At 54.9% G+C, this 13,848-nt stretch carries 15 protein-coding genes; 10 read left to right on the top strand and 5 right to left on the bottom strand.

The genetic code is table 11. The features are described 5' to 3' along the window. Window positions 1-106 precede the first annotated feature (106 nt). Together FHS18_RS03625 and mgrA are read left to right on the top strand one after the other, a co-directional pair. On the top strand, window positions 107-1,930 hold the full coding sequence (locus FHS18_RS03625) for a B12-binding domain-containing radical SAM protein (RefSeq protein ID WP_183597042.1): 1,824 nt from the start codon (window positions 107-109) through the stop codon (window positions 1,928-1,930). Window positions 1,931-2,457: 527 nt separating this feature from the next. Continuing rightward, on the top strand, window positions 2,458-3,447 hold the full coding sequence (gene mgrA / locus FHS18_RS03620) for an L-glyceraldehyde 3-phosphate reductase (protein ID WP_183597040.1): 990 nt from the start codon (window positions 2,458-2,460) through the stop codon (window positions 3,445-3,447). 71 nt (window positions 3,448-3,518) lie between these two features. Here mgrA and FHS18_RS03615 read toward each other — a convergent pair whose 3' ends face one another. The 4 genes from FHS18_RS03615 to mnmL all read right to left on the bottom strand — a co-directional run bounded on the left by FHS18_RS03615 (window position 3,519) and on the right by mnmL (window position 6,558). Further along, complete coding sequence (locus FHS18_RS03615; protein WP_183597038.1) at window positions 3,519-4,487, bottom strand: type I phosphomannose isomerase catalytic subunit; 969 nt, start codon at window positions 4,485-4,487, stop codon at window positions 3,519-3,521. Window positions 4,488-4,595: 108 nt separating this feature from the next. Next, window positions 4,596-4,991 carry a VOC family protein gene (locus tag FHS18_RS03610; protein WP_183597036.1) on the bottom strand — a complete coding sequence of 132 codons (396 nt, stop codon included), beginning with the start codon at window positions 4,989-4,991 and terminating at the stop codon, window positions 4,596-4,598. A 20-nt stretch (window positions 4,992-5,011) separates the two neighbouring features. Further along, complete coding sequence (gene mnmM / locus FHS18_RS03605) at window positions 5,012-5,593, bottom strand: tRNA 5-(aminomethyl)-2-thiouridylate-methyltransferase MnmM (RefSeq protein WP_183597034.1); 582 nt, start codon at window positions 5,591-5,593, stop codon at window positions 5,012-5,014. 2 nt (window positions 5,594-5,595) lie between these two features. After that, window positions 5,596-6,558 carry a tRNA modification radical SAM protein MnmL/YtqA gene (gene mnmL, locus FHS18_RS03600; protein ID WP_183597032.1) on the bottom strand — a complete coding sequence of 321 codons (963 nt, stop codon included), beginning with the start codon at window positions 6,556-6,558 and terminating at the stop codon, window positions 5,596-5,598. A gap of 337 nt (window positions 6,559-6,895) precedes the next feature. Here mnmL and FHS18_RS03595 point away from each other — a divergent pair, with 337 nt between their 5' ends. Both FHS18_RS03595 and trmB read left to right on the top strand, forming a co-directional pair. Next, window positions 6,896-7,090 carry a hypothetical protein gene (locus FHS18_RS03595; RefSeq protein WP_183597030.1) on the top strand — a complete coding sequence of 65 codons (195 nt, stop codon included), beginning with the start codon at window positions 6,896-6,898 and terminating at the stop codon, window positions 7,088-7,090. 608 nt (window positions 7,091-7,698) lie between these two features. Next, the gene (gene trmB / locus FHS18_RS03590) at window positions 7,699-8,481 is read left to right on the top strand and encodes a tRNA (guanosine(46)-N7)-methyltransferase TrmB (RefSeq protein WP_183597028.1); all 783 of its coding nucleotides are present in this window, start codon (window positions 7,699-7,701) and stop codon (window positions 8,479-8,481) included. Here trmB and FHS18_RS03585 read toward each other — a convergent pair. Next, window positions 8,400-8,957 carry a phosphatase PAP2 family protein gene (locus tag FHS18_RS03585; protein WP_183597026.1) on the bottom strand — a complete coding sequence of 186 codons (558 nt, stop codon included), beginning with the start codon at window positions 8,955-8,957 and terminating at the stop codon, window positions 8,400-8,402. The two genes, trmB and FHS18_RS03585, sit on opposite strands and share 82 nt — an antisense overlap. A 216-nt stretch (window positions 8,958-9,173) precedes the next feature. On the opposite strand from FHS18_RS03585, the gene FHS18_RS03580 reads away from it, so the two are divergent. From FHS18_RS03580 to rplT, 6 genes are all read left to right on the top strand, one after another. After that, window positions 9,174-10,346 (top strand): glycosyltransferase, encoded by a 1,173-nt coding sequence (locus tag FHS18_RS03580; protein WP_183597024.1) that lies wholly within the window; start codon window positions 9,174-9,176, stop codon window positions 10,344-10,346. 344 nt (window positions 10,347-10,690) lie between these two features. Continuing rightward, window positions 10,691-11,932: a glycosyltransferase family 2 protein gene (locus FHS18_RS03575; protein WP_183597022.1), complete on the top strand. Its 1,242-nt coding sequence runs from the start codon at window positions 10,691-10,693 to the stop codon at window positions 11,930-11,932. A 208-nt stretch (window positions 11,933-12,140) separates the two neighbouring features. After that, entirely contained in the window at window positions 12,141-12,317 is a 177-nt protein-coding gene (locus tag FHS18_RS03570) for a hypothetical protein (protein ID WP_183597020.1), read from the top strand. Window positions 12,318-12,644: 327 nt separating this feature from the next. Next, window positions 12,645-13,145, top strand: coding sequence for a translation initiation factor IF-3 (gene infC, locus FHS18_RS03565; RefSeq protein WP_183597364.1), 501 nt, complete (start codon window positions 12,645-12,647; stop codon window positions 13,143-13,145). 22 nt (window positions 13,146-13,167) lie between these two features. Then, the gene (gene rpmI / locus FHS18_RS03560; protein ID WP_183597018.1) at window positions 13,168-13,368 is read left to right on the top strand and encodes a 50S ribosomal protein L35; all 201 of its coding nucleotides are present in this window, start codon (window positions 13,168-13,170) and stop codon (window positions 13,366-13,368) included. 58 nt (window positions 13,369-13,426) lie between these two features. Then, the gene (gene rplT, locus FHS18_RS03555; protein ID WP_183597016.1) at window positions 13,427-13,786 is read left to right on the top strand and encodes a 50S ribosomal protein L20; all 360 of its coding nucleotides are present in this window, start codon (window positions 13,427-13,429) and stop codon (window positions 13,784-13,786) included. Window positions 13,787-13,848 lie beyond the last annotated feature (62 nt).

The following is a 13,848-nucleotide window of genomic DNA, read 5'->3' as shown; positions in this document are numbered from 1 at the left end:
CCGCTCGCGCTTGGCAACAAGCGCCAGCCGGAGTGCCTTTCTTTTTGGGCGCGGAATCCGGTACAATAAGACTATTACGCTTACTAGAAGAGGGAATGAAACCAATATGAAAGTCGTACTGGCGACCTTAAACGCCAAATATATTCACACCTCGCTCGCGCTTCGCTGTCTCAAGGCTTACAGCCAGGACGATTTCGACATCGATATCGCCGAGTATACGATCAAGGATCCTGCCATGAATATTGTGTCCGATTTGTTCGCCCGCAAGCCGGACGTGGTCGGATTCTCCTGCTACATTTGGAATATCGAAGAAACGATCGTCGTGATCGACATGCTGCGCAAGATTATGCCGGAGATCAAAATCGTCCTGGGCGGACCGGAGGTCAGCTATGACGTCGAGCATTGGATGGAACGCCTGACGGATATCGACTTCATCGTCGTGGGCGAAGGCGAGGAGACGTTCCACCATCTGCTGACCGAGATCGAGAACGGCACGAACAAATACCATATGGTATTCGGTATTGCGTACCGTAAACGGCTTAAGGACGATACGATCGAAATTCGCGTCAACCCGGGGCGGCCGAAGCTGGATTTGGCGAAACTGCCTACGCCGTACCGGTTCAAGGAAGACCTCCCGACGCTTGCCAATCGCGTCGTCTATTTCGAGACGAGCCGGGGCTGTCCGTTCAGCTGCCAGTTCTGTTTATCCAGTATCGAGGTCGGCGTGCGGTATTTCGATATCGAGCGGACGAAAGCGGATATTATCTATCTGATCGACCAAGGCGCGAAGCTGATCAAGTTCGTCGACCGGACGTTCAACATTAAGCGCGACTATGCGCTCGAGATGTTCCAATTCTTGATCGAGAATCATCGCGGCTGCGTATTCCAGTTCGAGATTACCGCAGATATTATGCGCCCCGAGGTACTCGATTATTTGGCGGAACATGCGCCGCCGGACATCTTCCGCTTCGAGATCGGCGTCCAGTCGACGAACGATCCGACCAATGAAGCGGTCAAGCGCCGCCAGAACTGGTCCAAGCTGGTCCGGACCGTCACGAAGGTGAAGGACAGCAAGAAGATCGACCAGCATCTCGATCTCATCGCAGGTCTGCCGCACGAGGACTACAACACGTTCCGCAAGACGTTCAACGACGTGTTCGCGTTAAGGCCGGAAGAATTGCAGCTTGGTTTCCTCAAAATGCTCCGCGGCACCGGCATGCGCATCGACGCGGCCAAGTACGGCTACATCTATCAGGACCGTGCGCCTTACGAGATGCTGGGCAATGACCTGATGCCTTTTGGGGATATCGTCCGCATCAAGCGCGTCGAGGACGTGCTCGAGAAATATTGGAACGCGCACCGGATGGATCATGCGCTTCTGTATTTGGTCGATCGCGTTTTCCCGTCGCCGTTCGACTTCTTCCAGCAGTTCGGCGACTTCTGGGAAGGCCGCGGCTGGCAAAAGATCGGCCATCAGCTCGAGGACCTGTTCTCGCGGCTGTGGGCGTTCCTGCAAGAGGGAGCGGCGGAGCTCAGAGACCAGTCATCCGGCTTGAATTACAATCCGGACGTCGTGCTGGGCCTTATGAAGCTCGACTACTTCCTCAACCATAACTACAAGCCGCGCAAAGTATGGTGGGACTTCACGATGGAGAAGTCCGTCTGGGCCGGATGGATGCAGCAGATTGCCGATCGTCCGGAAGACGTATCCGGCGATTTCGCCAATCTGGGCCTAGGGGAGAAAGAACTGCACAAGCACGCGGTCATCGAACGGATCCCGTTCGACCTGGCGCTCTTCCTCGAAACCGGCGAGATCCGCACCGACTCGCACACGCTGCTGATCGTCCTCTACGGCGGAGCGGGCAAACAAGAAGGCGGCGCCAAGCCGTATATGCTGCGGATTGAGCAAGCGCAACAAGCGCACGCTTAATCTAGTAGCCCACAATCAAGTAGCATGCAGCCTTCAATCGGCTCAAGCCGGTTGAAGGTTTTTTTGTGTCGGAGGTACAGCAGGCAGTAAGGAAAGCGTGCCCACGAAGTGGGCGTCAAGCAAGAGTCAGCACGTTTGATGAACTATCTTCGATCGTAGCAGGTCTCCACCCAAGGCATAAAGCCGCGAACGAAGCTCGAACAAAAGCTTTGTCCAAACGGCGGCATGCAGCTATCTGCATACGCCAGGGACAACGCGGGCCAACCGCGAAAGGACAGATCAACGACGGCCTCGTCACGTATTTGGCCACTTACGGGCGTCCAGAGGGCTGTGGCCCTTGGTTCCCCTCGGCGGAGGGGGAAGGGGCGAGGGGAGAAATGGGGTTCAAAGGGCGGCGAGCCCTTGTTCCCCTCCTTCGGAGGGTCAGGGTCTCACCACCCTTGAACGCGCGTTCACAACCGTGTATGATGAGAGAGGTTGCCAAATCATACAACCTGTTTCTAGCAGGGGTAAGGAGCGATAGAACGATGGTCTATCAAGCTAACGAAGCTCGCTATGCAACAATGAAATATAACCGGACGGGACGTTCGGGGCTCAAGCTGCCGGCAATCTCGCTGGGGCTGTGGCACAACTTCGGCGGTGTCGACAAATTCGAGAACGGCCGGGCGCTGCTCCACCGCGCATTCGATCTCGGTATCACCCATTTTGACCTCGCCAACAACTACGGTCCGCCTCCAGGGTCGGCAGAAGAAATGTTCGGCCGCGTGCTGGCAACGGACTTCAAACCTTATCGGGACGAGATGATCATCTCCACCAAAGCCGGCTACTACATGTGGCAGGGCCCTTACGGCGAATGGGGTTCGCGCAAATACCTCGTATCGTCCTTGGACCAGAGCTTGAAGCGAATGGGTCTGGACTACGTCGATATTTTCTACCATCACCGTCCGGATCCGGATACGCCGATGGAAGAGACGATCGGCGCGCTTGACCATATCGTTCGTTCCGGCAAAGCGCTCTATGCCGGCATCTCGAACTACAGTGCCGAACAAGCGGCGCAGGCAATTGAGATCGCGAACCGTCTGGGCACGCCGATTCTCATTCACCAGCCTTCGTACAGCATGCTCAACCGCTGGATCGAAGATGGTCTGCAGGACGTGCTCGAAGAGGGCGGCGTAGGCAGCATCGTATTCAGCCCGCTCGCGCAAGGCATGCTGTCGGACAAGTATCTGAACGGTATTCCGACTGATTCGCGCGCTGCAGGTTCTTCCGTGTTCCTGAGCGAGAAGAACATTACCCCTGAGTTGGTCGACAAGCTCCGCAAGCTCAATGAAGTGGCGCAAGAACGCGGTCAGTCCTTGGCACAGTTGGCGCTCGCATGGGTGCTGCGCCGCGGACGCGTCACTTCGGCCCTCATTGGCGCAAGCAAAGTGAGCCAGATCGAGGACAGCGTTGCCGCGCTGAACAATCTGGAGTTCTCGGACGAAGAGCTTGCGCGTATTGAAGCGATTCTGAAATAATCGCCGCACTTATCGCACAAACAACAACAGCCCCGACAGTAGAGGAATCTACTTCGGGGCTGTTCTTCGTTCTAAGGCGTTACGCTGCGCAATACCGTCAGCTCGCCGGACAGCTCGTAGCCGCCAAGGCTGGCAGGGACCAGGAAGCACTCGCCGGCTTTGATGTCCTGCGAACCGCCATCCCAGCTCAGCGTGCCCGTACCGTCGGCCACGACGAGAATAACGAAGCTCTCCGGCGTGGTGGACAGCTTCCACGAGCCGCGCACGACGCCTTTATCGACGATGAAATACGGCGAAGAGGCGATCTGCAGCCACTCGTTCGGTGCGGCATTGTCGGTTTTCATCCGCGTTGCGCCAGCGCCCTCATAGGCGGTTACATTGAGCGAGTCTTCCACGTGCAGCTCGCGCGGCTTGCCGTCCAGGCCTGGACGGTTGTAGTCGAAGACGCGGTACGTCGTATCGGAGTTCTGCTGGATCTCGGCTACGACCACGCCTGCGCACAGCGCATGGACCGTTCCGGCCGGAATATAGAAGGCGTCGCCGGCTTCAACCGGAACTTCTTGCAGCACGTCCATGACGCGGTCTTCTTCGATTGCGGCAGCCAGCTGAGGGCGGTCGATGCCTTCTTTGAGGCCGTAGATGATTTTGGCGCCCGGCTTAGCGTCGAGGATATACCACATCTCCGTCTTGCCAAGCTCGCCTTCCGGCAGCCCTTCATAATCGTCGGTCGGGTGAACCTGGATGGACAGGTCGTCGTTGCAATCGAGCAGTTTGATCAGAAGCGGGAAGCGGCCGTTGCGTTCGGAGAAACCTTTGGTGCCGAAGAACTCGCGTCCGTACTTCTCGCGGATCACGTCGAGGCCAAGACCGGCCAGTTCGCCGTTAACGACCTTCGTCGTGCCGTTCGGATGGTCGCCGATCATCCAGCCTTCCCCGATCGCGCCTTCCGGCAGCGTGAGCCCGAACCCTTCGAGCGCACGTCCTCCCCATACGCGTTCTTTCATTTCAGGTTGGAATTGCAGTGGATATGCTTGTACCAATGTCATTCTCTCCTCATCCATATATATGTAGTTAGCGGATGATGCCGCGGGGTAAATGGCCGCTCGCCAGACGGCACGTCTTAGGTGTTGTTGGGAATGGCTGACCGCTTACTTCGCTGCAGGCTGGAACATCTCGAGGAATTCGCCGTCCGGTCCTTCGAAGAAGAAATAGCGCGCGCCGTTCGGCAACGTCGTAATCTCGGTGTCGCGCACGACGACGTCAGGCAGCGACTTGATGCGGGCGAACTCCGCTTCGACATCATCGACGGAGAAGGCGACATGATGAACTCGGCCTTCGGCCGGCAGCTCCCCATTGTAGCCCTCGACGAGCTCAAGTTCCGTCTCGCCCGATTCCTTGCCCGCGAGGAAGCCGAGGCGAATGACGCCGTTCGTATGCGTCATCGTGTACAGGTGAACCAGTCCGACAACCTCGGTGTAGAATTGAATCGACTTTTCCATATTGCGAACCATAATACCGACATGCTCAAGCTTACGTACTGCCATGTGTAGCGCCTCCCGATAAATTATTTGCGTTTCTCCACGGCGATCAAATAAGGGGCCGCGGGCTTTTGGATCATCCGATAAATAATGGCTTGTCCCACCGCTTGCGGCAGCACGGACGCCCAAGCTTCGATCGCTGCCGCTTCCCGATCCCCGCCTTCATGGCCGGGGTAGAGGACGGCGGTGACGATACCGCCGGGACGCAGCAGCGCAAGCGCGGCTTCCAATGCCGCAATGGAGGAATGCGCCTGCGTAATGACCGATGGATCGGCTCCGGGCAAATAGCCAAAATTAAACATGATCGCCCCCACTTGCCCATGGGCGGCGGTATCCACATGCTCGCGCATGTCCGCATGGCTGCCGAGGATCAGCCGAAGCTTCGGCTGACGGCCTTCTTCTGCAAGCGGGGCAAGGCGCTCCGCGGTGCGCTGCAATGCTGCCTCCTGGATATCGAAGCCGTATAACGTGCCGCGGGGGCCGATCAACTCGGCGAGGTAGCGGGTGTCGACGCCATTGCCGCACGTTGCATCGATGACGGTGTCTCCGGTCGAGACGCGTTCTTCGATGAACCGGTGGGCAAAGCTAAGTACAGATAAGAAACCCATCGTCAGCAAGCCTCCCATGATTTGCCCTGCCAAGTATTGCGGCTGCGCAGTTCCGCGTCGATGCCGTTGAGCACGGGCCATTTGTCCATGCTCCACATCGGGCCGATCAACAGATCGCGCGGCGCGTCTCCGGTCAGGCGATGGACGATCATCTCAGGCGGGAGAATTTCAAGCGTATCGACGACGAGCTTAATGTATTCGTCCCGTTCGAGGAATCGCAGGAGCCCGGCTTCATACTGTTTCACCATCGGCGTTTTGCGCATCAGGTGGAGCAGATGAATCTTGATCCCTTGCACATCCATCTTCGCGACGGCCCGGCCCGTATCGAGCATCATCTCATGCGTCTCCTGCGGGAGGCCATAGATGATATGCGTACAGACGCGAATGCCGCGGGCGCGCAGCTTGGCGACGGCGTCCGTGTAGCAGGCCGTATCGTGCGCGCGGTTAATGAGCGTCGAGGTGGATTCGTGAATCGTCTGCAGTCCCATCTCGACCCATAGATAGGTGCGTTCATTCAGCTCGGCGAGATAGTCGACGACATCGTCGGGGAGACAATCCGGACGCGTCGCGATCGACAGGCCGACAACGCCGGGCAGCGCCAGAATCGTCTCATAATATTCGCGAAGCTCTTCGACCGGAGCGTAAGTGTTCGTATAAGCTTGGAAATAACCGATATATTGGGCTTCCGGCCACTTGAGATGCTGGCGGTCGCGTATCTTGTGGAATTGCGTGATGAGATCGTCGCGACGGCTTCCGGCAAAATCGCCAGATCCGCGGGCGCTGCAGAACGTACAGCCGCCTTTGGCGATCGAGCCGTCCCGGTTCGGACAGGTGAATCCGGCATCGAGCGTCACTTTGAAGACTTTGCCGTGGAACTGCTCGCGCATTTCGTAGTTCCAGGTATGGAAACGTTTGTCGCCCCAGATGAGGGGCTCCGGCATACCGGCTTGCGGTGAAGCTTGCATGATTCAGACTCCTATACATTGAGGTTATTGTTTATTGTAGCGAAAAACCCAGTAGATTGCTATGCTTCCAATGATCTGCCAACGCCGTTTTACCTAAAATTCAAGGAAGCCAAGCCTTTGCTAAAAGCTGACATGAAAAATGCGGAAAAGCTGTTTTAATGTCAGCTTTTAACCCGCATGAAATCTGGAAAAAGGGCTTGCGTAACCTAACATGATGTGTTATTTTAAAAGTGTAGCAAAAAAGAATTGTAAGCCTTTACACTAGTATTCACACCCTTGTCATAAAACGACGGTTTTCTGGAAACAATGAAATCAAAAAAACCGCATGAGGTGATGGATGATGACGCAAGTTAAAATTCCGCAAGGCGATCAGAAAGTAACGGTTGAACTGACAATGAAAGAACTGATGGCACTGGCTGGGATTCGCTTCCACGGCAATCACAACGTCGAAGTGTCCGCCCGCAAGAAGCTCAACCATGTACTGGAAGAGAAGTACGAACTCGAGAACAACGATCGTCAAATGCTCAACTAGAGAATAGTAACTTACACATATCAAGCCGCACGCCCTAGGGTCTGCGGCTTTTTGATTTTATGGGCATCGCCCATAAGATTTTAGGTAAGCGTGTCCACAAAGTGGACGTCAAGCGAGTGTCTGCTGGGAATCAGCCCAAACGCACCAACCAGTCGGGTCTCCTCCAGGTTGCTACGTATAGCGTGTCCACGGGAGTGGACGTTAAGCGAGTGTCAGCACAAATGAAGCTCCACGCACTAACGCAACAGGTTTCCTCCCCAAGGCAACCAAGCCGCGAACGAAGCTCGAACATGAGCTTTGTTCAGAAGTGGATTGCATCAAGCAATCCACTTCTGAACAAAAGCGGGTCACCGCCGATAGGACACATCGAAGACGGCCGCGTATCGAATCTAGCCCATTACGGGTGTCCAGAGGGCGGTTGCCCTCTGGTTCCCCTCCAATGGAGGGGGAAGGGGCGAGGATAAACCAAGGGGTTCCATAGGGCGCAGCCCTGAAAATATATTCCCCGGGGAGGGTTGTAAAGGATGGTTCCCACCTTTACAACCCCTCCCCATTCGGGCACAATAGGACTAGTTTGCTTTGAAGGATGAAGAAGGAGTAGGTTAACCATGCGTCTTAGAGGAAGAAAAGGAATATTGGAAGCGATCGAGAGCCAGACCGATCTGGTCGTGCTCGACGCGGCGCCGCATAAGGGACACTGGCGCGAGTTTTTCGGCAATGACAACCCGATTTATGTAGAGCTTGGCATGGGCAAAGGCCGGTTCATCAGCGATATGAGCGTGCGCAACCCGCACATTAATTTTATCGGCGTGGATATGTATGACGAGCTCATTCGCCGCGCGAGCGAGAAAGCGCGTGCCGCTTGGGAGAAGCAGGACGTTAGCGATCCCCCGAACCTGGCGCTGCTGCGTGCCAATATCGAGCATATCGAAGACATGTTCGCGCCGGGCGAGATCGAGCGCATTCACTTGAACTTCAGCGATCCATGGCCGAAGGCCAAGCACGCGCGCCGCCGCCTGACGCATCCGCGATTCGTGGAGAAGTATATGGAGATTCTGAACGAACGCGGCGAGATCCACTTCAAGACGGATTCCCAATCGTTGTTCGAATTCTCGTTGAACAGTTTTGCCGACATGGAGCTTGTGATGCGGAACATCTCGCTGCATCTGCATAAAGAAGAAGTGCGCGAAGATCTGGTACTCACCGAGTATGAATCCAAGTTCATCGAGCGCGGCAATAACATTCACCGCGTAGAAGTGGTCATTGGCGCCGAAGCGCTAGCCGCTCACCGAGAAGCAAAAAAGGCCCTTCAGATGAAGGACCAAAGCGAAGAGGACAATGCGCCTGCAAGCGAGCCTAGCACGGCGCCGGCCGCAACGTCCGAAGGGTAATGAAGGCCGAGGTACATCCGCGACCAGGCGACGGACAAGCCGAGCAGTAGCGCAGCAGGCAGCAGCACGATCAGCAATGTCGTATCCACGAGCAGCCAAGGCATAAGCCAAGCGAAGATCGCCGTCGTGTGGCCGGACGGAAAGGACGGATCGAGCAGCGGCTTCTTGCAGATATTCAAGTGAGGCAGCCGCTGATAGGGACGCAGCCGCTTGATTTTGCGTTTGACGATGGCCACCGGAATGTGGCTGACGATGACCGCGAATAAGGCTTGGGCGCCGGCCGCGCTCCAGGAACCCTTCAATAGTAGAAGACCACATAGGGCGGTCGCGAGCGTGAAGCTTGCGCCGCCCGTGTGCGTTATCGTATGCAGCCACCACCCCAACAAGCGCTGAATTCCCCGATTGACAGGCCTGCGGTTCATCCACACCAACATGTCGTTATCCCTGCTGCGCAGCCATCCCACCATCGTCTCCATCAAGGCGTCACCCTCCCGATAAAGCTTATGCGCTTAGCATAAGGCAGCACTGTTTCCGTGGTGTCAACGCGATGCTAACGCCATATTAATGATACCTTCGCACTTGCTTGATTTGCCGTAAACAATTTTCATGTACGCTGGTAGTAATTACAAGAACCGGCGTCTTGAAGGGGCGTATGCAGATCGCCCGGCGTCGGCCAACAGGAGGGGATTCGCGTGAGGCTCGCGCTTTTTACGGATACCTATGAACCTGAAGTCAACGGAGTGGCCAGGACACTTGGCAGATGGGTGGATTATCTGCGCAGAAAGGGCGTACCGGTCCAGGTGTTCGCGCCTGATCCCGCGCTTGGTTTACCCCATGGGGCGGCAGCTTCCGTCGAACGTTTCGCTTCGCTTCCCTTCTTCCTCTACCCGGAATGCCGACTGGCGCTAGTGAATCCCGTCCATATCCGCAGAGCGCTGCATGCGTTCTCGCCCACGCTCATCCACGTTGCGACCCCATTCAATCTCGGACTATGCGGCATCCATTACGCCCGTAAATACGAAATTCCGCTCATTGCCTCGTATCATACGCATTTCGACCGCTATTTGCCGTTTTACAATTTGCAATGGATGGTTAAGATGTTATGGAGATATATGAATTGGTTTCATTATGATTGCAGCCGTATATTCGTGCCGTCCGCTTCGACGAAGAGCGATCTTCTGCAGCGGGGGTGGGAAGAAGAGCGGTTGTCGATCTGGCCCAGAGGAATGGATACGAAACGTTTCCATCCTGCCGTGGACCGCAAGGGGCATCTGGAAAGCCACGGAATCGACAGCTCGAACTTTATCGTGCTGTACGTGGGCCGTCTGGCCCCGGAGAAGAATGTCGATGTCGCGTTGGCGGCTTTTGCCAAATTCCAGCGGACGGCATGTCCGGAGGCACGGCTAGTCGTAGCGGGAGATGGACCTTCCGCCATAAGCCTTAAGGAGCAGGCCGAGCAGCACGACATACCGGTGCATTTCCTTGGCTTCACCGCCGGGGAGGAGCTGCAGAAGTGGTATGCCGCCTCGGATATTTTCCTGTTTCCCTCGCCCACCGAGACGTTCGGCAACGTCGTGCTCGAAGCGATGGCATGCGGTACGCCAGTCGTCACCGCGAATCGCGGAGGCGTGACGGATACCGTCGAACACGGGCTGACGGGATTTTTGTGCGAGCAAGGCGACGCGGACGCGTTCTGCGATGCGTTAACCGAGCTGTACGAGAACCCGTTAATGCGTTACCGAATGGCTTCGCTTGCCCTTGCATACAGCCGCAAACAGTCTTGGGACGATATTTTTGACCGACTGCTCGCCGAGTGCCAATTGGCCGCTTGCGAGGGGCGTTCACGAATTCGTCATACGAAATAGCCCGTGGAAAATGAAACTTTTTTAATTGACGGCTCGTTTACGGAGAAACAGTGATCTTTTTTCCACAAATGGCTGAAAATAAGGGTGAAACGAAGCAAAACAAGGGATTTGGTCGTCTAGAGGTGGATTGATACCGTTTTTCTCCGATCTATCGGTCTTACAAGCGCTTTTAGCACTTTTGACAAACAGCAGCAAGGTGTGGAAAATCAATGGCTGTAGCTTACAAAAACAAAACGCTGCAAGCCGGACACACCGTAATAAAGGGGATTAGCGTAAGTCTCTTACCAAAATAAAGAGAGAGAGCTTCGCAAAAAAAGGGGTCTTAAGGGGGCACTATCCAAATCATGATCAACTTCGTATTAATCGCGCTTCAGGTGATACTCGCATTCGTCGGCGTCTATCAGTTCGTGTTAGCGTTGTTTGGCATTGTTCGCAAGCGCAGAGAGCTTAAGCATGCACCGCAAAAATCGTTCGCCGTGCTGGTAGCGGCGCACAATGAGTCGGCCGTCGTCGGCGCGCTCATCGATAATCTCAAGAACCTCGATTACCCGAAAGAACTTTACGACGTGTTCGTTATCTGCGATAACTGCACGGACGACACCGCAGAGATCTCCCGCAGCAAAGGCGTGTATGCGATGGAGCGCCACAATCCGCATCTTCGCGGCAAAGGCCATGCGATCGAATGGATGCTCAAGGAACTGTGGGCGATGCCGCGCCAATATGACGCCGTCGTCATGTTCGATGCGGATAACCTATGCAACGCCGATTTCCTGCATCACATGAACAACGACCTGTGCGAAGGCCATCAGGTCATCCAAGCGTATCTCGATACGAAGAACCCGGACGACTCCTGGGTTACCGCTTCGTACGGCATTACGTACTGGTACTGCAACCGTCTGTGGCAGCTGTCCCGCCGCAACCTTCGTATGGCCAACTTCCTTGGCGGCACGGGCATGTGTTTCGAGTCCGATCTGCTGAAGGAGATGGGCTGGGGAGCGACAAGCTTGGTCGAAGACCTCGAGTTCTCGATGCGCTGCGTCAAGCGCGGCGTCCATCCGGTGCTGAACTTCGAAGCGAAGGTCTACGACGAGAAGCCGCTTACGTTCAAAGCTTCGGCACGCCAACGTCTGCGCTGGATGCAAGGCCACTTCACGGTGGCGCGCCACTACTTCTTCCCGCTGATCTGGGCGAGCATCAAGGAACGCAGCTTTATCAAATTCGACGCGGCGCTCTACTCGATGTCGGCTTACAACACGCTGCTCGGTTTCGTGCTGACGGCGATGATCTGGATCGACAGCGCGCTTCCGGGGAGCAATGCGTTCATCTCGATCTACAGCTATTTGCCAAGCTGGATCGCGATCGTGTCGTTGACGCTGGCCGCGCTCATGTTCCCGCTTGTCATGATGCTCGAGGGCATCAAGTCGGGCAAAATGTACGCCCATCTCCTCTCGATGATCGTCTTCCAGCTGTCTTGGCTGCCGATCACGTTCTACGCCTTCTTCACGCAGAACAACAAGCAGTGGAGCCACACGCAGCATACGCGCGTGCTTCGTCTGGAAGAAGTGCAGAGCAAGCAAGCATCATAGCCATTGCAGGCTGCTTATGCGCCATGTGCAAGAAGCATGTGAGGTCGATCGTTGGCCTTGCGCTTCCCTGCACTGCCGCATGGCGGCCTTTTTTTTGCCGCACTTCTAAGCAACGAGATGTATAATCCCGCACCGCTTGAGCGATTCTAGAACGTGGACGCCTGCAAAGGCGAATCAGCGCCAAGAAGCGAAAGAGGTGAACGCGAAGATGTCAAACAATGCGAATTACAACAACAACGATCATGACCATATCGATAACAACGAGCAGCGCGAGAACGACGTTCACGGCGGCGAATTCCGCAATGGACGCAAAGCGCAGGTCAAGAACAACAATCCGGACGGCGAGGAAATCCCGAACGAATATGTGAATGACGCCAACATGTAAGGCGCGTTGTCAGCAAGACTAAAAAGCGTGTTGACTTCAGTTGTGCGGCTGTGATATATTATGTCGGTACGAAAGAACGACAAACGAAGACGCACAAGCAGAAGCACCCGCTTCTCACCTTTCCGGCTCTTAGCTGGTTGGTTATGCGACTAAGTATTGAACAGGCCCACACGCTTACATAGCGATGTTGATTGATTGCCTACAATCTTGGTTAATGGAATGCGGGTCCCCAGCGGATCCGCATTTTTTATTGTAGACGCCCGTGAGGGCGCGATATAGCAACACTATTTTTTTTGGAGGTGGCAGGTTATTAGCAGAGAACATCAAATCAACGATGAGATTCGGGCACGGGAAGTACGCCTTGTAGGCGCAGACGGCGAACAGATCGGGATCAAGCCGATCCGCGATGCACTGCAATTGGCGATTGAAGCCAACATGGATCTTGTCAACGTTGCACCGACAGCGAAACCGCCAGTATGCCGCATCATGGACTACGGCAAGTTCCGCTACGAGACACAGAAGAAAGAAAAAGAAGCTCGCAAGAACCAGAAGATCGTGGATCTGAAGGAAGTCTGGTTCCGGGCGAACATCGAGGAGAACGACTATCAGGTGAAATTCCGCAACGTCGTGAAATTCCTCGGTGAAGGCGACAAGGTCAAAGCTTCGGTCCGCTTCCGCGGGCGCGAAATTACCCATGCCGCGATCGGGCAGCGCATTCTTGATCGGCTTCAGAAGGAAGTCGCTGATATTTGTGTCGTCGAGCGGATGCCAAAGCTTGAAGGTCGCAGCATGATCATGATTTTGGCACCGAAAAACAACCAAGCTTAAATTCTTTGAGGAGGATCATCACATGCCTAAGATGAAAACGCACAGCAGTTTGAAAGACCGTTTCAAAATTACAGGTACAGGCAAAGTGAAACGTTACAAAGCGTTCCGCAACCACCTGCTCTCCGGTAAATCCGGTCGTCAAAAACGCGTTCTTGCGGGTCAACCGCTCATGGCAGCTGGCGACGTTCGCCGTCTGCAACAAGGTCTTGCAAACCTGAAATAGTCCGTACGCTTACGGATCTTTGAATATGCACTAAACATTACTCGGGAGGTTTCTACTCATGGCAAGAGTTAAAGGCGGATTCGTCCGCGCACGTCGTCGTAAAAGAATTTTGAAGCTCGCGAAAGGCTACTTCGGTTCCAAACACCGCCTGTTTAAGACAGCAAAAGAGCAAGTAATGAAGTCTCTTATGTATGCATACCGTGACCGCCGTCAGTTCAAACGTGACATCCGCAAACTGTGGATCGTTCGTATCAACGCGGCTGCTCGCCAACAAGGCCTGTCCTACAGCAAATTCATGTTCGGCCTGAAACAAGCCGGCGTTGAAGTAAACCGCAAAATGCTCGCTGACCTCGCGGTTAACGACATCAATGCATTCAACTCGCTTGCTGCAGTTGCAAAAGAAAAAGTAAACGCGTAAATTTGCGTGCTTTTATAAAAGAGGCGTCGGATTCTTGAATCCGGCGTCTTTTTGCTGTTTGT

This window comes from Paenibacillus phyllosphaerae (assembly GCF_014192105.1).
Classification (GTDB): Bacteria; Bacillota; Bacilli; order Paenibacillales; family Paenibacillaceae; genus Paenibacillus_Z; species Paenibacillus_Z phyllosphaerae.
Note: the sequence above shows the minus strand (reverse complement) of the source record. Positions and strands in the feature narration are given on the sequence as shown.

Bases quoted from the DNA above. Each gene is read 5' to 3' on its own strand.
- FHS18_RS03625 (WP_183597042.1), top strand. From the start codon at position 107: ATGAAAGTCGTACTGGCGACCTTAAACGCCAAATATATTCACACCTCG.
- mgrA (WP_183597040.1), top strand. From the start codon at position 2,458: ATGGTCTATCAAGCTAACGAAGCTCGCTATGCAACAATGAAATATAAC.
- FHS18_RS03610 (WP_183597036.1), bottom strand. From the start codon at position 4,991: ATGGCAGTACGTAAGCTTGAGCATGTCGGTATTATGGTTCGCAATATG.
- mnmM (WP_183597034.1), bottom strand. From the start codon at position 5,593: ATGGGTTTCTTATCTGTACTTAGCTTTGCCCACCGGTTCATCGAAGAA.
- mnmL (WP_183597032.1), bottom strand. From the start codon at position 6,558: ATGCAAGCTTCACCGCAAGCCGGTATGCCGGAGCCCCTCATCTGGGGC.
- FHS18_RS03595 (WP_183597030.1), top strand. From the start codon at position 6,896: ATGATGACGCAAGTTAAAATTCCGCAAGGCGATCAGAAAGTAACGGTT.
- trmB (WP_183597028.1), top strand. From the start codon at position 7,699: ATGCGTCTTAGAGGAAGAAAAGGAATATTGGAAGCGATCGAGAGCCAG.
- FHS18_RS03585 (WP_183597026.1), bottom strand. From the start codon at position 8,957: ATGGAGACGATGGTGGGATGGCTGCGCAGCAGGGATAACGACATGTTG.
- FHS18_RS03575 (WP_183597022.1), top strand. From the start codon at position 10,691: ATGATCAACTTCGTATTAATCGCGCTTCAGGTGATACTCGCATTCGTC.
- FHS18_RS03570 (WP_183597020.1), top strand. From the start codon at position 12,141: ATGTCAAACAATGCGAATTACAACAACAACGATCATGACCATATCGAT.
- rpmI (WP_183597018.1), top strand. From the start codon at position 13,168: ATGCCTAAGATGAAAACGCACAGCAGTTTGAAAGACCGTTTCAAAATT.
- rplT (WP_183597016.1), top strand. From the start codon at position 13,427: ATGGCAAGAGTTAAAGGCGGATTCGTCCGCGCACGTCGTCGTAAAAGA.